This window comes from Clostridium kluyveri (genome assembly GCF_001902295.1).
Lineage (GTDB): Bacteria > Bacillota > Clostridia > Clostridiales > Clostridiaceae > Clostridium_B > Clostridium_B kluyveri_B.
Window position 1 is genome coordinate 2,492,842 of record NZ_CP018335.1, and the last position, 18,407, is coordinate 2,511,248.

Annotated in this window: 38 protein-coding genes; all 38 read right to left on the bottom strand. The window is 33.6% G+C overall.

Going from position 1 to position 18,407, the window contains the following annotated elements:
• Window positions 1–15 precede the first annotated feature (15 nt).
• Complete coding sequence (locus BS101_RS12000; RefSeq protein ID WP_073539035.1) at window positions 16–663, bottom strand: hypothetical protein; 648 nt, start codon at window positions 661–663, stop codon at window positions 16–18.
• A gap of 11 nt (window positions 664–674) precedes the next feature.
• The gene (locus BS101_RS12005; RefSeq protein ID WP_073539036.1) at window positions 675–878 is read right to left on the bottom strand and encodes a hypothetical protein; all 204 of its coding nucleotides are present in this window, start codon (window positions 876–878) and stop codon (window positions 675–677) included.
• Window positions 879–1,196: a hypothetical protein gene (locus BS101_RS12010; protein WP_073539037.1), complete on the bottom strand. Its 318-nt coding sequence runs from the start codon at window positions 1,194–1,196 to the stop codon at window positions 879–881. It lies immediately after the preceding gene.
• A gap of 80 nt (window positions 1,197–1,276) precedes the next feature.
• On the bottom strand, window positions 1,277–1,591 hold the full coding sequence (locus tag BS101_RS12015) for a hypothetical protein (protein ID WP_073539038.1): 315 nt from the start codon (window positions 1,589–1,591) through the stop codon (window positions 1,277–1,279).
• Between the two features lie 13 nt (window positions 1,592–1,604).
• Window positions 1,605–2,324, bottom strand: coding sequence for a hypothetical protein (locus tag BS101_RS12020; protein WP_073539039.1), 720 nt, complete (start codon window positions 2,322–2,324; stop codon window positions 1,605–1,607).
• Between the two features lie 27 nt (window positions 2,325–2,351).
• Window positions 2,352–2,747, bottom strand: coding sequence for a replication terminator protein (locus BS101_RS12025; protein WP_073539040.1), 396 nt, complete (start codon window positions 2,745–2,747; stop codon window positions 2,352–2,354).
• Window positions 2,748–2,759: 12 nt separating this feature from the next.
• Entirely contained in the window at window positions 2,760–3,170 is a 411-nt protein-coding gene (locus tag BS101_RS12030; protein ID WP_347472773.1) for a RusA family crossover junction endodeoxyribonuclease, read from the bottom strand.
• Window positions 3,167–3,667, bottom strand: coding sequence for a hypothetical protein (locus tag BS101_RS12035; protein ID WP_073539041.1), 501 nt, complete (start codon window positions 3,665–3,667; stop codon window positions 3,167–3,169). The genes BS101_RS12030 and BS101_RS12035 overlap by 4 nt, the downstream gene beginning before the upstream one ends.
• Complete coding sequence (locus BS101_RS12040; RefSeq protein ID WP_073539042.1) at window positions 3,667–3,897, bottom strand: hypothetical protein; 231 nt, start codon at window positions 3,895–3,897, stop codon at window positions 3,667–3,669. The genes BS101_RS12035 and BS101_RS12040 overlap by 1 nt, the downstream gene beginning before the upstream one ends.
• Window positions 3,898–4,020: 123 nt before the next feature.
• Complete coding sequence (locus BS101_RS12045) at window positions 4,021–4,500, bottom strand: hypothetical protein (RefSeq protein WP_073539043.1); 480 nt, start codon at window positions 4,498–4,500, stop codon at window positions 4,021–4,023.
• Window positions 4,501–4,537: 37 nt separating this feature from the next.
• A complete protein-coding gene (locus BS101_RS12050; protein ID WP_073539044.1) occupies window positions 4,538–5,542 on the bottom strand; it encodes a DNA cytosine methyltransferase in 1,005 nt (334 codons plus the stop codon).
• A 2-nt stretch (window positions 5,543–5,544) separates the two neighbouring features.
• Window positions 5,545–5,775 carry a hypothetical protein gene (locus tag BS101_RS12055; RefSeq protein WP_073539045.1) on the bottom strand — a complete coding sequence of 77 codons (231 nt, stop codon included), beginning with the start codon at window positions 5,773–5,775 and terminating at the stop codon, window positions 5,545–5,547.
• Between the two features lie 35 nt (window positions 5,776–5,810).
• A complete protein-coding gene (locus BS101_RS12060) occupies window positions 5,811–6,062 on the bottom strand; it encodes a Veg family protein (protein WP_073539046.1) in 252 nt (83 codons plus the stop codon).
• Window positions 6,059–6,499 (bottom strand): hypothetical protein, encoded by a 441-nt coding sequence (locus tag BS101_RS12065; protein WP_073539047.1) that lies wholly within the window; start codon window positions 6,497–6,499, stop codon window positions 6,059–6,061. Before BS101_RS12065 ends, BS101_RS12060 begins: the two co-directional genes overlap by 4 nt.
• Before the next feature lie 4 nt (window positions 6,500–6,503).
• Window positions 6,504–6,647, bottom strand: a complete 144-nt coding sequence (locus BS101_RS23290; protein WP_198039469.1) for a hypothetical protein — start codon at window positions 6,645–6,647, stop codon at window positions 6,504–6,506.
• Window positions 6,648–7,943 (bottom strand): replicative DNA helicase, encoded by a 1,296-nt coding sequence (dnaB, locus tag BS101_RS12070; RefSeq protein ID WP_073539048.1) that lies wholly within the window; start codon window positions 7,941–7,943, stop codon window positions 6,648–6,650.
• A 5-nt stretch (window positions 7,944–7,948) separates the two neighbouring features.
• On the bottom strand, window positions 7,949–8,812 hold the full coding sequence (locus BS101_RS12075) for a phage replisome organizer N-terminal domain-containing protein (RefSeq protein WP_073539049.1): 864 nt from the start codon (window positions 8,810–8,812) through the stop codon (window positions 7,949–7,951).
• A gap of 10 nt (window positions 8,813–8,822) precedes the next feature.
• Window positions 8,823–9,617 (bottom strand): PD-(D/E)XK nuclease-like domain-containing protein, encoded by a 795-nt coding sequence (locus BS101_RS12080; protein ID WP_073539050.1) that lies wholly within the window; start codon window positions 9,615–9,617, stop codon window positions 8,823–8,825.
• Window positions 9,617–10,513, bottom strand: a complete 897-nt coding sequence (locus tag BS101_RS12085; protein ID WP_073539051.1) for a recombinase RecT — start codon at window positions 10,511–10,513, stop codon at window positions 9,617–9,619. Before BS101_RS12085 ends, BS101_RS12080 begins: the two co-directional genes overlap by 1 nt.
• Entirely contained in the window at window positions 10,506–12,164 is a 1,659-nt protein-coding gene (locus tag BS101_RS12090) for an AAA family ATPase (RefSeq protein ID WP_073539052.1), read from the bottom strand. Before BS101_RS12090 ends, BS101_RS12085 begins: the two co-directional genes overlap by 8 nt.
• Entirely contained in the window at window positions 12,157–12,315 is a 159-nt protein-coding gene (locus tag BS101_RS23295) for a hypothetical protein (protein ID WP_198039470.1), read from the bottom strand. The genes BS101_RS12090 and BS101_RS23295 overlap by 8 nt, the downstream gene beginning before the upstream one ends.
• Window positions 12,316–12,341: 26 nt before the next feature.
• Window positions 12,342–12,668 (bottom strand): hypothetical protein, encoded by a 327-nt coding sequence (locus BS101_RS12095; protein ID WP_073539053.1) that lies wholly within the window; start codon window positions 12,666–12,668, stop codon window positions 12,342–12,344.
• Window positions 12,669–12,681: 13 nt separating this feature from the next.
• Window positions 12,682–13,401: a hypothetical protein gene (locus tag BS101_RS12100; protein WP_073539054.1), complete on the bottom strand. Its 720-nt coding sequence runs from the start codon at window positions 13,399–13,401 to the stop codon at window positions 12,682–12,684.
• A 92-nt stretch (window positions 13,402–13,493) separates the two neighbouring features.
• On the bottom strand, window positions 13,494–13,793 hold the full coding sequence (locus BS101_RS12105; RefSeq protein ID WP_073539055.1) for a hypothetical protein: 300 nt from the start codon (window positions 13,791–13,793) through the stop codon (window positions 13,494–13,496).
• 2 nt (window positions 13,794–13,795) lie between these two features.
• Window positions 13,796–14,230: a hypothetical protein gene (locus BS101_RS12110; RefSeq protein WP_073539056.1), complete on the bottom strand. Its 435-nt coding sequence runs from the start codon at window positions 14,228–14,230 to the stop codon at window positions 13,796–13,798.
• Window positions 14,231–14,232: 2 nt separating this feature from the next.
• On the bottom strand, window positions 14,233–14,469 hold the full coding sequence (locus BS101_RS12115; RefSeq protein WP_073539057.1) for a hypothetical protein: 237 nt from the start codon (window positions 14,467–14,469) through the stop codon (window positions 14,233–14,235).
• Complete coding sequence (locus BS101_RS22755; RefSeq protein ID WP_156876040.1) at window positions 14,470–14,631, bottom strand: hypothetical protein; 162 nt, start codon at window positions 14,629–14,631, stop codon at window positions 14,470–14,472.
• A 12-nt stretch (window positions 14,632–14,643) separates the two neighbouring features.
• Window positions 14,644–14,985, bottom strand: coding sequence for a hypothetical protein (locus BS101_RS12120; protein WP_073539058.1), 342 nt, complete (start codon window positions 14,983–14,985; stop codon window positions 14,644–14,646).
• Window positions 14,986–15,001: 16 nt separating this feature from the next.
• A complete protein-coding gene (locus BS101_RS23300; protein WP_198039471.1) occupies window positions 15,002–15,166 on the bottom strand; it encodes a hypothetical protein in 165 nt (54 codons plus the stop codon).
• A 58-nt stretch (window positions 15,167–15,224) separates the two neighbouring features.
• Window positions 15,225–15,440 carry a hypothetical protein gene (locus tag BS101_RS12125; RefSeq protein ID WP_073539059.1) on the bottom strand — a complete coding sequence of 72 codons (216 nt, stop codon included), beginning with the start codon at window positions 15,438–15,440 and terminating at the stop codon, window positions 15,225–15,227.
• Window positions 15,424–15,804 (bottom strand): hypothetical protein, encoded by a 381-nt coding sequence (locus tag BS101_RS12130; protein ID WP_073539060.1) that lies wholly within the window; start codon window positions 15,802–15,804, stop codon window positions 15,424–15,426. Before BS101_RS12130 ends, BS101_RS12125 begins: the two co-directional genes overlap by 17 nt.
• 124 nt (window positions 15,805–15,928) lie before the next feature.
• Window positions 15,929–16,336 carry a hypothetical protein gene (locus BS101_RS12135; protein WP_073539061.1) on the bottom strand — a complete coding sequence of 136 codons (408 nt, stop codon included), beginning with the start codon at window positions 16,334–16,336 and terminating at the stop codon, window positions 15,929–15,931.
• Entirely contained in the window at window positions 16,320–16,484 is a 165-nt protein-coding gene (locus BS101_RS23305; RefSeq protein WP_198039472.1) for a hypothetical protein, read from the bottom strand. The genes BS101_RS12135 and BS101_RS23305 overlap by 17 nt, the downstream gene beginning before the upstream one ends.
• 155 nt (window positions 16,485–16,639) lie before the next feature.
• Entirely contained in the window at window positions 16,640–16,873 is a 234-nt protein-coding gene (locus BS101_RS12140; RefSeq protein WP_083585713.1) for a hypothetical protein, read from the bottom strand.
• Window positions 16,874–16,931: 58 nt separating this feature from the next.
• Entirely contained in the window at window positions 16,932–17,147 is a 216-nt protein-coding gene (locus BS101_RS12145; RefSeq protein WP_073539062.1) for a hypothetical protein, read from the bottom strand.
• 3 nt (window positions 17,148–17,150) lie between these two features.
• A complete protein-coding gene (locus BS101_RS22760) occupies window positions 17,151–17,315 on the bottom strand; it encodes a hypothetical protein (protein WP_156876041.1) in 165 nt (54 codons plus the stop codon).
• The gene (locus BS101_RS12150) at window positions 17,312–17,629 is read right to left on the bottom strand and encodes a helix-turn-helix domain-containing protein (protein ID WP_073539063.1); all 318 of its coding nucleotides are present in this window, start codon (window positions 17,627–17,629) and stop codon (window positions 17,312–17,314) included. The genes BS101_RS22760 and BS101_RS12150 overlap by 4 nt, the downstream gene beginning before the upstream one ends.
• Window positions 17,630–18,391: a Rha family transcriptional regulator gene (locus BS101_RS12155; RefSeq protein ID WP_073539064.1), complete on the bottom strand. Its 762-nt coding sequence runs from the start codon at window positions 18,389–18,391 to the stop codon at window positions 17,630–17,632.
• Between the last annotated feature and the right edge of the window lie 16 nt (window positions 18,392–18,407).

The window sequence follows — 18,407 nt, forward strand, 5'->3', positions numbered from 1 at the left end:
TTTTTCTCCATGCTTTTATTCTCCATGTACTTCACCTATATCTATTTTTTCAAACTCAAACACCCATACCCAAGGATTACCACTCCAGCTATTAGGCCATTTATACCCACAACTATCCCAGAGTTTCCCGAATCCATATTTATAATTATCATCTAGCCCATTAAAAAACTTTTGTGAATAATGATTATAAGAGGCTTTTTCTTTTATCCCTTCCTTTTTAGCTTCATCTTCTGTTATATCCTGTATTCTTTGAACCTTTATATCCGTAACCTTTAAAAATATTCTAGCTGCTTTCTTCGGCATATGAATTGAAGGTATCCACACTTCATCTTTACATTGGTTAGCATTTCCCCAATAAGGAAATTTAGATGGTTCGCCATCTGCTTTATATACAAAACCTTCTTTGCCATCAGGAGTCCATGTATTTGCAAAAGTTTCCCTAACATAAAGAATGTCTCCAATCCAATAAGGTAGTTTATAAAACTTCTCCCCATATTGTCCATCAAAGATTCCTCTAAAACTCACATGATGTTTAGGAGTAAAAAATGTATATCCCCACTTGGCATCTTCAGGAATGTACTCCTTTATAATTCTCCTGGTCTGCGTTTTTCTACTCTCAAGTATTGCTTTTATCATTTTAGTATTAAAAATAATAGGCTTCATCCCATTCCCTCCTACCTCAATCTATTTATCCTCTCCTGGGTTTTCCTGATTCTGTCCTCAAACTCCTTGTCTTTCCTAGCTTTATATTCCTCATACCACATGTCACGATTCTTTTTATAATTATTTATAGTAATGCATATAGCCACAGTACAGATAATACTTATCAGAATCCACGCCCCTATTATTTCAGGGATATATTTTATTAAATCATGCATTTAATCACCTTCTTTAAATTTAGCTTTTACAACCAAAGGATCATCTTTTAAATGCTTTCTAGTATAAACCAAACTATATGGTAGCAAACTTGTTAAACACTCTTTTATACCCCATATAATTAAGAATGGCGCTGTAATTATAACTCCAGCAACAGATAAAATAAGTTTGAATAACTCAATATACGTTTCCTTTATTTTCTTAAAATAATATCCTTCATTTGTAAGGGTAAATACATATTGTATTCTTTTATCCGGGTCATATTTAATTCCAAATTTTCTCAACATTTCTCGTTGTTGAGTAGTTTTTATTATAGTCATTTCATCACCCTACTTTCACATTACACTAATACAGTAGTGGTATGACTATTGCAGGATTCTACTGTATTAGTGTCTTTAATTTATAATTGTTTTAAATATCTAATCAGCAATTCTCTATCTGTATCATATAGTTCTTCTCCTGTCCAGTTTATCATCTCAATATTAATTGCATTAACTGTTTGGACTTTATCTATAATTCCAAACCTATTATATTTTAAATCTAATTCAATCCCATAATAGTAGCCCTTCTTTATAGTAAAATATACGGTACCTTGTTTTTCTTCAATTAGTGTTGTACCATCCAACTTCATGGAAAACCTTGCTTTTTTAAGACATTTTGGTTTACCTTTAGGAACTTTGAATTCATTTGGATAATTACAATTCAAAAATTTCATTTTAAAACTCCTACTATGAGATTATCTTTACTCCTTCAATATCTTTGAGGTTTTCTTCCAAGTACTTCTTAATCCTCTGCATAGCCTCATTTCTCCACGCTCCACCATCTGCCTCAAAGAGTGCTGCGCGTGGTCCACTTTGCATCCTAAAAATAAATTTACTTTCTGGCTGCTCTATCTCTGGAAATGTTCTGTATGGTGCAAGAACTACTGGATTCGGTACAACCACATCATTCACACTTGCGACACCTGTCTTGACGGTCGCTGCTTGGCTAACTCCATCATCTCCATACTCTTTTACAGATGAATCTTTAATATTTCCAGTTATCTTTAACAGTAACCCTCTATCCTTATTTTCTACAAAGCTGCTCTGCAGCATGATATTGAATTCTTCAGTGCCTATAAACCTATCAAATACAAGATTATCTGGCAACAATGCTCTAACAGATATATACTTTTCTCTATCCTTATCGTCTCTAAGTTCTGAATAAAGTTCTACACTAGATGGACTAACAACGTGTATTAATCCTTTATCTCCAAATTTATCATCAATTCCTGACTTAATATAATCAATTAAAGCTGTAAGTGTTGTAACTGTCAATTCTGCTGGCTTAGGGTCTTGTACTCTATAAACTTGGTTTGTGGTAAATTTCTTCCCATCAATATCCAAAACCTTTATTTCACCTAACCCCACTAAATATTCCAATGCTTCTCTTTCTGTGTAATTACTCATTTTTACATTCCTCCAATTTTTTATTTATTATTTAACTATTTTTAAGCCATCTGTATTGTCCTGGTTGTCATTTTCTTTCTTTTCAAGTATTTCTCCAGTTTCAGTGTCAATTTTTACTGCCTGTTGTCCTGGAATCTGCTTTTTATATTCTGCTGCAATTATTTCACCGTCTAAATCCCTATCTATGATTATATTGGTGTGTACTCCTTCTTTTGGTGCCAACGTTGGTTTAGATACTATATCCACATTGGTAATATTTCTGTCTTCATTGGCTTCAAAAACCATGGTTATTACAACTTTCCTCTTGGTCTTCCAAGGTGTATTAGGGTCTGATATATTCTCCATTACTTCCTGGATAGCCTGATTTACCCTTTCTGTAAAAGCCCCCCCTGCAAGATTTTCTAGATTTAACTTTTTAGCCATGATATTTCCTCCTTAAATTTGATTTAATTTGAGAATTACTCTTGGTTGCTCACTATAAAATTTATTTATAGACAAACTTACAATTTGTTTATCATCTGAATAAGCTATTGAATTTAACGAATCACATATCACCTTGGCAATATTATCTAAATCAGGCTTTTTATCTGGTCTTAATTCATTGTGTAGCATTTGTTGACGTTTCTTATTGCTTGTACTTTTGGGAATTTTATAGAATGCCATAATTTCAACTTTTATATATCCTTCAAGCATTGGCAATCTATTGCTTACATAAAGTTCTTTTATATACGTCTCATAATTCACTGTCTTTTCTGGAGTATGTGCTGACTTTGTAAAGCTATTAAATTTAGGTCTTTGCTTGCCCATTGGTTCTCCTGGTATTAATAAGTTTACTGCTTCTTTCACTTTATCACCCCAACAAGCTCCTGCAACTCCAATATCAATCCTGCCAGTTCATCCTTTTTAATTGAGAATCCTGAATTTGGCGTGCTTTTGTATATTATTACTATGTCTTCACCCATTTTATAATTGAAGATTTCTCCTTCTAATTCCTTAATTTTCAGTCTTTTCTTAGGCTTTGCTATGCACGGGTTCATCATTGGCTCACCTTTTGATTTCTCACCCGTTGGAGTTGATTCCCAAGTGCGTTCTGGCTTACTATTTTGTTTTTCTTCTGGAACTATTTTCTTTTCCACTTCTTTTCCTTCATCCTCTCCCCAAATCTGTTCCACTGCTTTCTCTGCCACTTCATCAATACTTTTATTTCCTTTCCACTGGTAGTAATAATTCTCTGCTGTTAAAAGAGTTATTTTAAGTTCCTTGGCTGCTCCATTAATCATTTTTTGTTTAGGTAATTCCTTATGCTCATCAAAATACTTAAAATATTTTTCTTTGTTGCTCATTAATTTCCCTCGCTTTCATATTTTACATATCCTTCCTCTACACCATGCCCACAACACGCTGAAATTGCACCCTCTATATGTCCTAAACAAGCATCATATCCCTCTCTAGTCGGCATACTTCCACACCTTATGCATGGCCTTTCTTCTTTGCTTATAGGTACTCCATCTTCATATACCCAACTATTATCAACATATTTTATTAGGTTTCCTCTGCTATATGCTGTAGCCAATTATCCATCCTCCTATCATATTAGTATTCTAATTTACTCATACATCAATTTTAAGACTATGCTATTTTCCAGTATCCATTTATACCTTTTCGTATTTACTCTTTGAAATTAAACGTTTTTTAATTAATCTGTGGGGTTATTCATCATGCTTTCTAACTTGTCTAGCTTCTTTCTCTTAAATTCATCTATCTTTTTAACATCAAAGACATATTTTAATTGCTCCAAAACTATCTCAACATCTGCGATTTCTTCCTCAACATTATGCTCTTTTCCATGAATATCTTTAACTAACGCCTGAATCAATTCACTACATTCTTCTATGGCTTTTTCTTCTTGATGCTGTATCCCATAGTAGCTTATGGCTCTTTTGTATATCATTGTCCTATATGCATCCTGTAACCTTTTATCTGCAAATCCTTCTTTCATGGCTTTTACTATTTTCTCACCAAGATCTCTTCCTAGTTTACTTTCACCGACTTTAGATTTTGGCACTTCATAATTACCGCATTCTTCATTTCCATCCTTACCCTTTGCAAATCTACATATTGAATTTGTAAATTTACATCTGCCATCTTCACGTTTGTTATCACAATCTTTCTCCAACTTCCATCACTCCTTTACATAATCTTTGTATTGTGAATTAACAGCTTAACCTCAATTGCCCATTTGAATCTGATATTAAATCAGTCCCATAATCCTCATTTATTATCACTTCAAAAACAGCTTCTAAAACTTGTACTACAATGCTATTGCCAGCCAATGCATAAAGAGTTGCATTGCGCTTACCAGTTTTTGTAGGAAATTCTTTTAACATAAGTTCATAATCTTCATCATCAAAACCAAGTAACCTCCAACATTCACGTTCTGTTAAATAGCGATACTGTGGTTTGTTCAATCTAATAATACCTGCATTGGGGCATCTATCTTGCCGTTCAGTTATCGTATAACAGTACTCACCTATAACATCTAATTGGCGTTTATAATTTCCAGATGGATTAGGATTAAATTCTTTGATTTTATTAAGCATTGATGGAATGGTGATTAAATATTGTTCTGGAATCTTATCATCTGGTCCATATTCCAAAAATTCTTTAATATTCCTCATAGATTTGTGCTTCAACTTACTAAAATCAAATATCGAATTTCCTAATAAAGAGATACAAAACAATCTTTCACGAGCATGAGGAATGCCAAAGTTACGTGCATCCAATATATCAAATGAATTGGTATATCCCATATTCTCAATCTCCTGTAGGTAGTAATTAAATATTGAAACCACATCTTTATCAAGTACACCCTTCACATTCTCCCAGATAACTACTTTAGGTTTCCATTCACCCATTTCTTTAATTATCCTCAATGTTTCTAACATTAATTGTGAACGTGAACCTTCTGCGACTCCTTTACGCTTTTTATTTCCTCTACTGTTGTCTTGGCACGGAGAACCATGTACTAATATATCGGGTTTTAAATCCCACCCTCTAATATCTTGTGGCTTATGCAGATGGTCATAAAGAGCGTTATATGCTTTAACTCTATTTGGCTGCCATTCCACATAATCTATACATTTATGATCCACACCAAGATTTATTAATGCTTTACGTGGAGCACCAATGCCGCCAAATAACTCAAGAATTTTAATCAATATTACCGCCCTTTCCTTCGCTTATTTCTTTCATGAATGTTATCTATTACAGTAATAGTGTTGTCAATACTGCCTATTTCTTTATTGTTACGCTCTCCCCATGTTTCTACACATTTAGGACAATACAAAGCACTTCCATAACTTCTCCATCCTGCATGTATGGTTTTATTTACATTACTTGCGGTGTATGTAAGTCCTCTTATAGCACCACAATTACTACATTGAACACGCATATTGATATCCTCCTTTTCTTCGCATAAATTTCACTTCACGAAACAACCTCCACATCTCTAGTAAGAAAATCCACATAACTAAAACTCTCTCTGCACTTTGCTTTATTCCTCACAGTAATAAAATAATTAGTTCTAGCAATTACAACTCCTTTAAAATACCTGTCTCGACCTCTCCCATCCCTCCTTTTGATTCTTACACCTTGCCCTATCCTGAATCCATCTCTGATATATCTCAAACTAGCCCTGTTGAAAATTCCTGTATTCATTTTTTCTTTAACTGCACTCATAATATTTCCCTCACTATCGTTTTTCCGGTGTAAATATCCTCAATTCTGAAAGTCTCTGTATAGTTCTTGGTTTGGATCACAATCAAGTGTTGTGTTTTGCCTATGACTTTTCCCATAGTTGGCACATATCCAACTTTCTTATTTATAAATTCCTTGATATTCAATACCTTATTATCTGGTATCAAATCTTTTATTTTAGGAATAGCAGCAGTCTTTCTCCTGCCCTCTATTTCAAGAAGAGTATCGTTCCCAGACTTATATGTCTCTATTTCTTTAGCTGTATTTGACATGGTAAGCTTTGGTTTTAGTCCAAGTTGCCTAGCTTTTCTTGAAATAGAAGTCTTGGAGATATTTAATATTTTTGCTAATTCCTTATTTTTCATCTTGTGAAAATTCTGCATGAAAAATTGTTCTTTTTCAGGTGTTAATCTTCGCATGGCATCACCTCTTTTCTCTTTCCTTGAGTAATATAAATTCTATCAACCCCTCCTTGACTTCTTCTGCCTGTGCTTTCTCTATGTCCTTGACAGTTATCTTATTATTTCCGCCCTTGAGATAGTTAAAAATCTTCCATCTGTCTATCACCTAATTACCTCCTAAATAAAAATCTGTGATTCTCTGATATTCTGGTTCCCATTTAAATTTCAATGTTCCAATTTCACCGTTTCTCTGTTTAGCAATTATAGTCTCAATAATATTCTTTTCCTCGGTATCGGCATTGTAATATTCATCCCTATATAGGAACATAACTATATCTGCATCCTGCTCTATGGACCCTGATTCTCTCAAGTCTGATAAATTAGGTCTATGGTCCGATCTTTGTTCTGGTGCCCTGCTTAATTGTGCCAAGGCTATTATCACAATATTTAATTCTTTAGCCATTTGTTTTAGTTGCCTGGATATTTTACTCACTTCCTGATTTCTATTTTCAGACTTTGCAACTCCATCTATCAGTGTCAAATAATCTATAAACACTATGTCCAATCCTTCTTTAAGTTTTCTTTTCTTACACTCTGCTTTAATGCCATTAAGTGAATATATTTGGTCATATATTTTTAAATTAGAACTCACTATCAAACCACTTATTCGGCTTATTCGTGTCCATTTCTCATCCTCTAAATTACCTGTTTTAATCTCTTGAAGTTTTATTAATGCCTTAGCTGCTAATGCTCTTTCTAAAAGTTGCTCCTTTGACATTTCAAGAGAGAAGAAGCTTACTTTAGAGTTTTTAGATGTATTAAGGGCTATATTTAATGCAAAGGCTGTCTTACCCATACTTGGCCTAGCTCCTAGAATTATAAAATCCGTTTTATTCAATCCATTGATAGCCTTATCCAATTTTCCAAGTCCTGTTTCTATTCCTTGTATAGCACCACCATTCTCATATCTGGTTTGAAGATTGTCCAATACAGTTTCCATAGCATTACTTATATTCCCATCATCTTTGTTTTGTTTAACTTCAAGCTTTAGTGTAAATTCCTGTAGTTCTTTAGAAATATCCTCTATATCCGCATCAGTGTTTTTTATTTTTAATAAATTTGTCTGAAGCAAATTAGCTAGTTTTCTTATATTGGAATATTTCTTTATAATCTCACCGCAGCTTTTTATATTGTTATTTATTAAAGTTTGCCCGGCCAACTCGGAAATGTATGTTATCCCTCCAGCATCTGATAAAGTTTTCCCCAAGCTTTCTGCAATGGTAGTTATTGATACATCTTTACTCCCTGTATAAATCTTTTTAATTGCACTATAGATTAATTTATGACTATCCTGGTAGAAATCATCTGGATCTACTAAGTCTATACAATCACATAAGTTGTCTGGCTTAATAATTACACTGCCCAACAAATCTCTTTCAGCTTGTAAATTACACATATTCATAAAAATCACTCTCCAAAGGGCTTATAAGCCTTAGAATTTATCTTGGCATTTGACTTAGTATCCTTATTCTTTCTTTTGTGGTTTTCCTTATCTGCATTTATAGCTTCTACAGTCAATAAATTATTATCTAGGTATCTATGAAGAACTGCTTTCACAAATTTCATGTTCCTAACGTTGCTATCTATGGCTTCCTTAAGTGCCATGACTATAGCTCCTGGTGTAAGTCCATCAGCCTCAAAGCTTTCAAGTTCCTGCCGTTCAAAGTCTGTTATAGGGTGAAAATTTTCATTAAAAAATTTGTAGTAGTTAGTGGTAATATTATCGTCCCTATGATCTATAGTTAGATCTACTACTACAGTATTATCTAGATCTATATTCTTACTTCTACTTCTAATATAAGAAGGAGTCCCAGGGGATTGTCCCGGGATTGTCCCGGGGACATTGTTAGGTTCCTTATTATTTTCAGGGGGTAATTCTTTAAGTTTTTCCCTTTGTTTCCTTTTTTTGAGCTTTTCTTTTTCTCTTTGTTTTATCTTCTCTAGCCCTTCTATATTCTGATACTTAGTAAAGTTAGAAATAAATATAGGACCATTTTCGATTAATTCAATCATTCCTAGTTTGGTAAATGTACTAAAAGCAAGTTTTATTATAGATTCTGGTTTTTTAAACTTATGAGCCAAGGCATCAATCGTATATGGAATATTTTCAGTTAGAAATATATATCCTCCTGCATTACACTTGCCCGCCATTGTTAAAAGCCTTATCCAAATTATTAGAATTGAGTCTCCTTCAGGTAAGCTTTGAATATAATCAATTTTTTCATCATCAAACATATCAGTCATCAGTTTGATCCATTTTACTTCTGCCATAATTTCACCTCTAAAGCTCTGTATAGTGAAAAGCCCTATCTAGTTTCTTGGTAGCCCTACAGTATGCACACCTCTCACACCTCATAGGTTTTTCAAGTCCATTCTTAACTTGCATAACACGCTCTATATTTTCTCTAACCTGATTCATGCCTATTTCATAATCTTCTGGTTTGAAATATAGGATTATCTTATCAGGTGGGTCTTGTTTGGTTACAGCAATTATAAAGCCCTCTAAGTCATTAATTCCTGTGTTTTGCCTTAAGATTTCCTTGTATACTGCTATTTGAATTAAATATTTCCATTTCTCTACAAAGGAAACCTTTGTATTTCTTCCTTCTTTTTCAATCCACTGTTTTTCAAAGTCTCTGGTGGTTTTCAAGTCTACAAAATATCCATCCTTGACGTTCAGGCAATCAACTTTAATTTTCCAATCTGCATCAAATAATTTACCGGTGAATATCTTTTCTTTTTCCCCGACATATATTTGTTTAAAATTTTCATCCATTTCCAGGCAATTTATCATCTCATTAGCTTGTCTATAATTTGCTTTAAGTTCCCCCTTTGCTGTAAATATTTGTGGATGTTCCTTCTTGAATTTATCTAGTGTTCCTTCGAAATGACTGTGGAAGTAACTTCCTACTAATAATGCTGTACTCTCTTCTTCTTTCCATTCTCCACTCAGGGAAGCCAGGGCAGCTGCTTCACAGCCGCCGAAAGCTTTAAATTGTGATACTGACATATATTGTTGGTTAGCTTCTTGAGAAAAGTAATTTTCATCTGTAAGTTTTATAAGTGTAGCTTCCATTATTTATCATCTCCCATCTCAAAAGGTGTACCTTTAAATAAATTTTCCTGTTTATCTTCTGAAGGGGTATCGTCTTTTTTCTTATCTTGTGCAGAATCTCCATTAGCTTTTTTAAACTTATCATCCAGTTTAGTTGTTGCCTTTCCAGAATCCACTTCCTCAAATTCCGCATCTATACTATCAGGATTATCAATATAATCTAGGTTTACCTCCACAGACTCACCATCAAGCACACCTTTTTTAACTGTTGCCTGGTCTGCTTGCAATGCTGTCTGCATGTCTATACTTAAAATCCCCCACTTGCTTAAAGTGTTCTTGAGTATAGTTTTCTTAGCCATTGCATCAAAGTCAGTCTGCCAAGGGCCATTATTATAAGTTTTAGAGAATTTTTTTCCATGAGCTGTAACTTTCTCTTTGCTCCAATAAACCGTCTTTTCAAAGCCATTAATCAAGCTAAAATATGCTGCATACCCTACAACCTCATTACTCTCTTTACTGTCAAAATCAAGCTCTAATTCTTCTGTAAGAGGATTATAAGTTTTTAGTTGTCCTTTATATATCTCAATGACATTTATGTGCTTATATTGGCCTGTTCTCAATGCTAATTGTACAAATCCTCTATATCCCATTTGGAATTGTGCTTTCTTGCCATAGGGAACTATCCATGCAAAACCCAGGTTAGGGTCAATAGGCAAGTCTAAGGTAGCTGCTATCATTGCAGAAGATACAATGCTATAAGGCTCTATCCCCTTTAATTTGCCATTAGATATATTTACGAGATTCGCCATAAACCCCGCGGCCTTTTTACCTAGAATCTCCTGAAATCTCTTCTGCATATTTATATTTGCTAGAATATTTTTCACTTCCACAGGCTTACCATTTATTAAATTACCCATTTACTACCCCTCCTAATTTTTGAATTTCCATTTCTTCACTGTCCGTATGTTCCGTTATAAAGTACTGGTATTCATCATTCATTGCAGCCTTAAGGATTGCTTTCTGGTCTGATTTAAGGCTTTCAAACCTATCAAGGCATATAACCTTTAAATCTCCTGCTTGTGCCTTTGCTATTTTAAAGGCTAATTCCAGTTTTTCTCCATCTGAAAGGCCATCTATTAAAGTTCCATTTATCCGAATCAATCCTTTTTCATCTACTGATATGCCATCAATCGGCATCTTAGCAGTTTTCAAAAGTTCTTCGGGTAATGTTCTTGCTTTCTCAATCCTTGCAGTAAGCCCAAGGGAATATCTTTCTTTATCTGAAAGTTGGTTGTCTCTAATGTCAATCATCATGTCCCATTGCCTAAGATAGCTCTGCATTTCTGCTACTTTGTCAGCTTCCTGCTGTAACGGTTCAATATCTACCGATTCATTCTGTTCAAGATATTCTGCAGCCTTTCCCACCCTGATTTTTTCTTTCTCGATTTCAGATATCACCTTTTCATCTATGCTTTTTAATTCCTGCTTTTCCAAGTTATCCAATGAATTTAATTCTTCTGTTTTTTGAGTAATCTTATTATTCTGGATATTTATATTGTCAATGTTTTCCTGTTTTTCAGCTTCAAGAGCTTTCTTGACACATTCTTTCGATTTCTCTCCAGCTGCCTTTATCTTTGATATGGCTTCTTGAATTTGCTTGTCAATTTCTAGGTCAATGGCTTGAAGCTCATTGGCACTTCTTTGATTAAATCCATTAATTAAATCCTGCGATTTCTCAATCTTACTCTTAGACAAATCAATAATATCTTTAATATCCTGTCTTTGATCTTTATACTTCATCTGCGCCCTTGATTTATTACTGTCAGCATTGGCTTGTATAGCTTGAACCTTATTTTCAAGTCCTTCCTGCAATGCTTTTGCCTGTTCTATAAATTGATTAATCTTTTGGGATTCTGAAACTTTACTGTAATATTCCTGGACTTTTTTATTTCTCCATTCCTCACCATCATAGTTAACAGGAAGATCCTTTTTTATAACTTCAACTTGTGTCTTTAATTCCTTGATTTGTCTATTAACCTCTTCTCTATCCTTAAAATATTTAGTCTCAATAGCCTTTAAAACCATCAAAATGTGTTGACTATATTCGATATTTGAAGGTATTTCACTAAACCATTTTTGAATATCTTCTTGCACCCAATCAATTTCAAGCATGTTTAAAATGCTTTTTGTCTGTTCTTTGGATGAAAGATTTACCCATTCAATAGGTCTAAAAATATTACCATTTATGAGTTGCCTTAAAAATCTTTCGGTAGAAGGAACACCTTCGTCACCTTTTCTGAGCTTCAAATAATCTGCTTTTCCATTCCTGATTTTACGGTTTATTTCAAGTCCATTATCTAATTCAATGTAGAGAGTGGCTTCATCCTGTCCGTGCCTTATAACCTCTGTACGTCTCTTTGAATTTGTAAATGCTGTTTCCAACGCTTCAATAATACTGCTCTTTCCTGAACCTTTGGGTCCTCTGAATATATTTATTTTTCCTGCATCAAAGCCAAATTCTTTAAGCCCAACATAACTATTTATCTCAATTTTTTTAATCTTACTCATGTTTTTTATCTCCTTTACAATCATCACATAATCGTGGATATCCTGGTCCAGGTAATAATTCGTCAGTACCTTCTTGAATTAAATCTTCTATTAAGCACCCACATCTTTCGCACAGAACACCTTCCATAATCAATTCAGATATATCTCCCACCAATGATTACCTCCATATTAATTTTTCTATAAATAAATCCTTAACAACTCTTTCAAAGTCTTATTTTCACCCTGCAACTTGTCGAATTCACTTTTGGCTATATATGCTTGTCGCAACCTCTTTTCTGTCTCTTCACTCTTCTCCCGCCACCAATTAATTACTTCTTTTATACTGCTTTTGGTGCATTCATCTTCTTTAACGGGTGCAGTAAACCCCATTGTGTCTGTGAGAAGATCTATACCTAAGTACCCATCTTCTTCTTTTAAATTCATGCATTTATTTTTATTCCAACCTACAAAACCAATTTTATCTTCATTTATTTTTACAAGGTCACCAACCTCAAACTTTGCCATCTTAATATCCCCCTTAATTATCTATATCAAAGTAATTGTCTATATCATCTTCACTCTCAACATCAATTTCTATTGGAGTATCATTGTATTTTAAATTTACAAGTAACCTTTCGATATCAGACATATTACCAAAATTCAAAGTTTTATCTAAGCTATATCCACCAATACGTAGGCTCCCTATACTCCCCATATTTTTATCAGAATAACTTCTATGAATCGTAAATTTAATTCCGTCAAAATCATAACTATTTTGAGGCTCTTCTTTTGCAAGTTTCACATCTAACCAATGATATTTTTCATCCTCTTTGATACTTATATAAAAATATTCCAAGTCGTATTTTTCATCTTCATCCGTATTGTCATTCATATAATCCCTATATGCATCACATATCTCTGAAAGTTTTATTTTATCTCGTTTAAGCACTAATATTTCATCAAATGTTTTAGCTATCTTATCCTGAATATCTTTATTTATAACTCCTTCTGTAATCTGTTTGAACTTTTCAACTATAAATCCGTTGTAGGCAGTAAAACCAATCTGTGATACAATTCCAGATACTTCTTTTTCAAATTTTCCCTCAATCATGCATTTTAATGAATATCCTTCTAAAGCATCTTTTGCAGCTTTAATGATTGTCTTTTCTATAGTTTCCTCAATAGCATTTTCAACTACTTTCTTTTCTTCCATATCCTTAATCTTATCTATGACAATTTTTGATATATCTATATTCATTTCACAATCCTCCATTTGATTTTTTACCCATTCCGGTGTAGAATGGGAATATCGAATTTTTAATTTATTTACCCTTTGGCGAGGGTATTTTTTTATTCTTGTGGCATTTCGAGTACTGGTTTATAGGTAATTTGTCTATTGCCTTGAAAGCTTGCTGATATAAAAGGTTTAGTATCTTTTCCCTCTGTACAATGTAAAATTTGATTCTGTATATCATCTAATATTTCGATAGCTCTTTCTTCAGATTCATATTCTCCTAAAATGTCATAATCGTCTGATACATCTCCCATGTACAAAACCTGATTAATAATTCTAAACTTACCTCGGTTTTTACATATATTAAGTCTTTTGGGTTCTACCAAACTCATTCTATCCTGTGATCTAATCCACATATCTATCCCTCCTTTGCAATAATTACAGCTACTTTCCAATATGCTTGTAGTAAGTCATTCCCTAGCTTTTCATACATTCCCCAATGTTCTTCCTTAAAACTATCTTTATAGCCTATATCTAGCGTATATCCATAATCGCCATCATAATAAATTTGAACTTTAGTATCTGTCTTTTCCTCTATGAATTTTCTAAGTTGTCCTTCTGTGAATAATGGCATACATAGCTCTTTATCCTCCCATGCATAGTCATTGCCAAGGGGTAATATATAACAATTTTTACTAGGTTGATCTGTTACTTTTATTGCTAAATTAATTTCATTAAAGCCCTGATAATCAAATATATACAAATCACCGTATTCAGGCTTCCACCAGTCTTTTAAAACCTTTTGCACTTTTTCAGATTGCTTTAAGAACTCTTCTGAACTTATAAAATCCATGTCTATCCCTCCATAAATCTTTTAAATTGTTCTGGTGTTGCATCCCTGATATCCTCGCATACAGTTTCGCCAGTTTCTTCATCATATAATTTCTCACCATCTAGTCCTAAACCATAGTTGCAACATTTATTACGGTTATTGCAAGCTTCCTCACAAGTGGGCTTCTGTTTGCAATAGATACAGCATAGTCTATCTTTTGTACCTTGTGGGCATGGTAGATTTAAGGTACAGTAAATCATTTAATCACCTTCTTTCTCCTTTTCTTCTCTGAATATCCATAGTTGAATTAGAATAACCCAACATACACCATATATGGCTTTATTCCAATTAGCATTAAATGCAAATACCGTAGAAGATACAAGCCATATAACTAACAGAACTTCATAAATTTTTTCCTTCATAACTTCCCCCTTTCAATCCATCATGTCAAAACGCAGCACGTGATATCCTTTTTCTTCTAAAACTTTTGAAAATTTATCCCTTATTCTAGTTCTGTTGTTTGCTTGACCACCACCAGTATTAATCATGTATCCTTCGCCGATCCAGTGGGTCTTGTGTCTGCAATAAAGGCCTGCCTTTTCTATAGCTTTAAGTACTTTTCTTTCCTGCCATCTCTTTAATATCAAAAATGTACTATCAAAATTGCAGGTACCACTATCATCTGTTGCGCTAACTTCTAACGCCTTTGAATAAGCTTCTTTCAAATCCTCTGTTAACTGTTCGTATCTATTAGGTTTTTCCGGTTTTAATTTCACACTTATCTTTCTCCTTTCAAATCACATTTGCCAGAAATATTACTACTGGAATTAAAACAGCTATTGTCAGTTGGTTTTCTCTGTCATCTTCTCTTTTGTATTTCACAGCATTATATATAGCTAGTCCTATAATGGCTATTAAACTATATGCTCCTAGAATCTCCTTGCCTAACTGTGTCACACTTTCACCTTCTTTCTGGCATTTCTAATTCTCATGTAAACAACTATCCACAGGGCCATCAAATTTTCAAATACCATTGCCCACTCTGTAATATCTCTGCTAGTTGTTTGTTGTTAAAACAGAGGCTTAAATTGTACATAATACATGAAAGCATCCTGAAACTACTAAATATATTCTTTAGCCCTTCATCTTGTATTAAGAAATGGTCTACCTTTACTTTTATATCTGGACTATTTTTTATAGCTTCCAATGCCTCATTAAAATTCCCTGACATGTTTATATCCCTCCCACGTTTTTTGTAATCTCTCTAGATTTGGCCAATCATACTCACAAATGACGTTCATAAGCCCAATAGATATTTCTTTTGCTATGTCATAGTTGGTTTCATTTACCTCTGAAAGCTTCTTGATATTTAGTAATTCCCTAACTATTTGAGATATTGGGTTTAAGAAATAACTTGAACATGGTCCAATATATCCATATCTTTTTCTTAGTCTAGGGAGTAATTCACCCTCTCTTATTCCAGTCCAGTTCTTTTGTTCTCCTAACTTCTTGGTAAGTTCTAAATTCTTATTTTTTAGATTTTCATTTTCCATAGTTAGTTCCTGCAGCTTTTTAACTAAATCACAATGTTCCATAAAGTACCTCCTATAATATGAATTTTAGCAAGAATCCCAAGGCTATAATTGCCGCCCATAGTTCGCCTTTTCTTTGATCTACTTTCTCTTTGGTGGACATATTGTAAACTTTATGATAATCCACTTAATCAGCCCCCTTGATATACCACTTGCCATTTAGAATAACTTCTTTTAGTTCGCTTGAAAGTAATTCTCGACCTAAAAGGTACATTAAATCGCATAATGGATTATATTGTTTTAAAGTGCTTTCTCGGCATTTAGTTAATTTAGATAGAAGTACATGTTCAACCTTTACTCTTCCATCACTCTCCACAGCTTCCATAAAAGTTACTGGCCCTTGAACTTCTTTCCATTTGCCATCCAGACGTAATGAACAGGTTTGACAACCATAGCATCCTTCACAATCCACTCTGATACCTCCGGAAACTAGCAATAACGTCTGTGTGCAATCACCACTCTCTACTTTAAATTTTAATTTAGGATTTTCAGTAAGCATTTTCATTGCTTCCCAAGTCTTATAAATCTTTTCCATTCATCTTTCCCTCCTTCAAATTGCCTATTAGAGTGCTTTTGTATAACTCATAAGCATGTTGAGTATCGTCATGATTAAATCCCAAATACTTGTAACGTAGGTAGAAATCATGCCTTAGACTTTTTAAAATCTTCTTTGGGTCCGTCATGGGTTATTCCTCCTCGTATTCTACAAATTCACCATCTTTAAGCATATAATAGGTATCAGCCTTTATTTTTTCTCCATCTACTTTAATAGATTTAACTTCTTTCATATCTTACCTCTCCTTTTTTATTTTTATATGTTCGGCCACAAGGGCCTTTTTCAGTTTTTTCTCTTCCTCCTGTGAGGTCTTTTCATCCTTTTTAACTCTTTTGAATATTCACTCAAACATAAATTTTCTAACTCTTTCGCATAGTAATCGGCATCCTCGTATGAGTAACAATAGCTTTGAATGATGGTTTCTACCAATTTTTCATGTGAGTATTTTCTCACTTCCTTGTCTGGTGTAAATATAACCTCTCCATTTTTAACAGTCCAAGTATATTTTGTTTCCATTTTTATAAAACCTCCTTTGATTTTATGTAGTAATGAGGTATATTTACTTTTATTTCAATTACAAATCTAAATCATTTTTACTTTCATTAATTTCAATTTCTTTAGGCACGATAACAAGTAATTTATCACCTGAATTGCTATCCTCTGAAAAATAAATATCTTCTGTATCTGAACAAAATTTTTCTTCGCCTGATACTATTGATTCAACTACAACCTCTGTATCATCATCTAAATCTTTTATAAATTCTTTTAATTCTCTTATATTCCATTTCACTTACTATTCATCTCCTCCTTTAAAACCTAATTGGTAATAATGTCTTTCCTGTTCTCTTGTCTTTAATTGCAAAGAGTCATAATCTGATCTTACTAATATAAAATTGTTTGGATTTATGCCGTTCCAATAGAGGATATTCCAAAACTTTCTAGGCATTTCTTTGTTCATATCTGAAAAGCCTCCTTTTCGCATAGCATAGCTTCCGTAGCAGTAATATTTATTTTTCGTAGAGCTGCTTCTGCCTTTTCTGCCCGAGTTTTCCACTCTTCCAGTTCTCTTTCAAGGCGTTTTCTTTCAAGTGGTGAAAGTTTATCAAGTTTTATGCCTATCAATTCTCTGATTTCCTGTGGGTTGTATCTTACAGCCGGTATCCTGCAAGGGGTTATTATTCCGTCCTCTCTATACCTATCTACGGTCCTTTCATCCACCTGAAGGATTTCAGCTACTTGACTCTTTTTTAGTAGTGGTTCTATATTTGGCATTTAGATCACCCCATCCGACAATTTGATTTTATCCTTGATAGCCATCTCCTTAACTATAGTAATGTAGATTTCTTTGAGCCTTGGCTCATTCTCAAGAACATCTAAAATATTTAATTGTTTCACTTTACTAGGTGGCATTCCATTTTTTTCAGCCCTCTTTTTCAGATTTATTATTAAAACATTAGGTCTACACTTTCCTCTAACCTTTAGAATTTCATATACCTGATCCTTTGGAGCCTTATAATCTCCAAGTTCTCTACCTATTGCATTCAAAATCCTGTTACATTCTCTTCTCCATGCTGCCTGAGGGTTCAAAGTTATGACATCACGTATGCCTTGAACTTCTTCTTTAGTTTCTTTAATCTGCAATTTTACGTCTTTCATCTCTTGAAGAGATTGGATTAAAACATCTTCAATACAGGTTGGTTTTTGCTGTTTACTCTCCATATCATTGAATTTTTTAGTATACATAGCTGTAAAAGCTGTTCCTTTTACTCCAGTCAATTTGTTACTAACAAACTCACACCCTAATTTTGTTAACAAATAACACGGATTTTCTTTTCCTGATGTATCCTTATAAGTGCTTTCGATAAAATAATCTGCTGAACGCAATTTTGCGTTGAGTGTTTCGTTAGCTTCATCCATTTGACTTATATAAGTTTTTATATCTCTCAATAGATCACCATGTCTTTTACTTATCATTTTCGCAACTTCTCTGCTGTCTAAAGTTATTAGCTTATTGATTTGCGTTAAATTTTTCATTTCCCCATCCTCCTGT

What these genes read in the sequence shown, in the direction of transcription:
- BS101_RS12000 (WP_073539035.1), bottom strand. Translation starts at nt 663, where the DNA reads ATGAAGCCTATTATTTTTAATACTAAAATGATAAAAGCAATACTTGAG.
- BS101_RS12005 (WP_073539036.1), bottom strand. Translation starts at nt 878, where the DNA reads ATGCATGATTTAATAAAATATATCCCTGAAATAATAGGGGCGTGGATT.
- BS101_RS12010 (WP_073539037.1), bottom strand. Translation starts at nt 1,196, where the DNA reads ATGACTATAATAAAAACTACTCAACAACGAGAAATGTTGAGAAAATTT.
- BS101_RS12015 (WP_073539038.1), bottom strand. Translation starts at nt 1,591, where the DNA reads ATGAAATTTTTGAATTGTAATTATCCAAATGAATTCAAAGTTCCTAAA.
- BS101_RS12020 (WP_073539039.1), bottom strand. Translation starts at nt 2,324, where the DNA reads ATGAGTAATTACACAGAAAGAGAAGCATTGGAATATTTAGTGGGGTTA.
- BS101_RS12025 (WP_073539040.1), bottom strand. Translation starts at nt 2,747, where the DNA reads ATGGCTAAAAAGTTAAATCTAGAAAATCTTGCAGGGGGGGCTTTTACA.
- BS101_RS12035 (WP_073539041.1), bottom strand. Translation starts at nt 3,667, where the DNA reads ATGAGCAACAAAGAAAAATATTTTAAGTATTTTGATGAGCATAAGGAA.
- BS101_RS12055 (WP_073539045.1), bottom strand. Translation starts at nt 5,775, where the DNA reads ATGCGTGTTCAATGTAGTAATTGTGGTGCTATAAGAGGACTTACATAC.
- BS101_RS12060 (WP_073539046.1), bottom strand. Translation starts at nt 6,062, where the DNA reads ATGAGTGCAGTTAAAGAAAAAATGAATACAGGAATTTTCAACAGGGCT.
- BS101_RS12065 (WP_073539047.1), bottom strand. Translation starts at nt 6,499, where the DNA reads ATGCGAAGATTAACACCTGAAAAAGAACAATTTTTCATGCAGAATTTT.
- dnaB (WP_073539048.1), bottom strand. Translation starts at nt 7,943, where the DNA reads ATGAATATGTGTAATTTACAAGCTGAAAGAGATTTGTTGGGCAGTGTA.
- BS101_RS12075 (WP_073539049.1), bottom strand. Translation starts at nt 8,812, where the DNA reads ATGGCAGAAGTAAAATGGATCAAACTGATGACTGATATGTTTGATGAT.
- BS101_RS12080 (WP_073539050.1), bottom strand. Translation starts at nt 9,617, where the DNA reads ATGGAAGCTACACTTATAAAACTTACAGATGAAAATTACTTTTCTCAA.
- BS101_RS12085 (WP_073539051.1), bottom strand. Translation starts at nt 10,513, where the DNA reads ATGGGTAATTTAATAAATGGTAAGCCTGTGGAAGTGAAAAATATTCTA.
- BS101_RS12090 (WP_073539052.1), bottom strand. Translation starts at nt 12,164, where the DNA reads ATGAGTAAGATTAAAAAAATTGAGATAAATAGTTATGTTGGGCTTAAA.
- BS101_RS12095 (WP_073539053.1), bottom strand. Translation starts at nt 12,668, where the DNA reads ATGGCAAAGTTTGAGGTTGGTGACCTTGTAAAAATAAATGAAGATAAA.
- BS101_RS12100 (WP_073539054.1), bottom strand. Translation starts at nt 13,401, where the DNA reads ATGAATATAGATATATCAAAAATTGTCATAGATAAGATTAAGGATATG.
- BS101_RS12105 (WP_073539055.1), bottom strand. Translation starts at nt 13,793, where the DNA reads ATGTGGATTAGATCACAGGATAGAATGAGTTTGGTAGAACCCAAAAGA.
- BS101_RS12110 (WP_073539056.1), bottom strand. Translation starts at nt 14,230, where the DNA reads ATGGATTTTATAAGTTCAGAAGAGTTCTTAAAGCAATCTGAAAAAGTG.
- BS101_RS12115 (WP_073539057.1), bottom strand. Translation starts at nt 14,469, where the DNA reads ATGATTTACTGTACCTTAAATCTACCATGCCCACAAGGTACAAAAGAT.
- BS101_RS22755 (WP_156876040.1), bottom strand. Translation starts at nt 14,631, where the DNA reads ATGAAGGAAAAAATTTATGAAGTTCTGTTAGTTATATGGCTTGTATCT.
- BS101_RS12125 (WP_073539059.1), bottom strand. Translation starts at nt 15,440, where the DNA reads ATGTCAGGGAATTTTAATGAGGCATTGGAAGCTATAAAAAATAGTCCA.
- BS101_RS12130 (WP_073539060.1), bottom strand. Translation starts at nt 15,804, where the DNA reads ATGGAACATTGTGATTTAGTTAAAAAGCTGCAGGAACTAACTATGGAA.
- BS101_RS12135 (WP_073539061.1), bottom strand. Translation starts at nt 16,336, where the DNA reads ATGGAAAAGATTTATAAGACTTGGGAAGCAATGAAAATGCTTACTGAA.
- BS101_RS23305 (WP_198039472.1), bottom strand. Translation starts at nt 16,484, where the DNA reads ATGACGGACCCAAAGAAGATTTTAAAAAGTCTAAGGCATGATTTCTAC.
- BS101_RS12140 (WP_083585713.1), bottom strand. Translation starts at nt 16,873, where the DNA reads ATGGAAACAAAATATACTTGGACTGTTAAAAATGGAGAGGTTATATTT.
- BS101_RS22760 (WP_156876041.1), bottom strand. Translation starts at nt 17,315, where the DNA reads ATGAACAAAGAAATGCCTAGAAAGTTTTGGAATATCCTCTATTGGAAC.
- BS101_RS12150 (WP_073539063.1), bottom strand. Translation starts at nt 17,629, where the DNA reads ATGCCAAATATAGAACCACTACTAAAAAAGAGTCAAGTAGCTGAAATC.
- BS101_RS12155 (WP_073539064.1), bottom strand. Translation starts at nt 18,391, where the DNA reads ATGAAAAATTTAACGCAAATCAATAAGCTAATAACTTTAGACAGCAGA.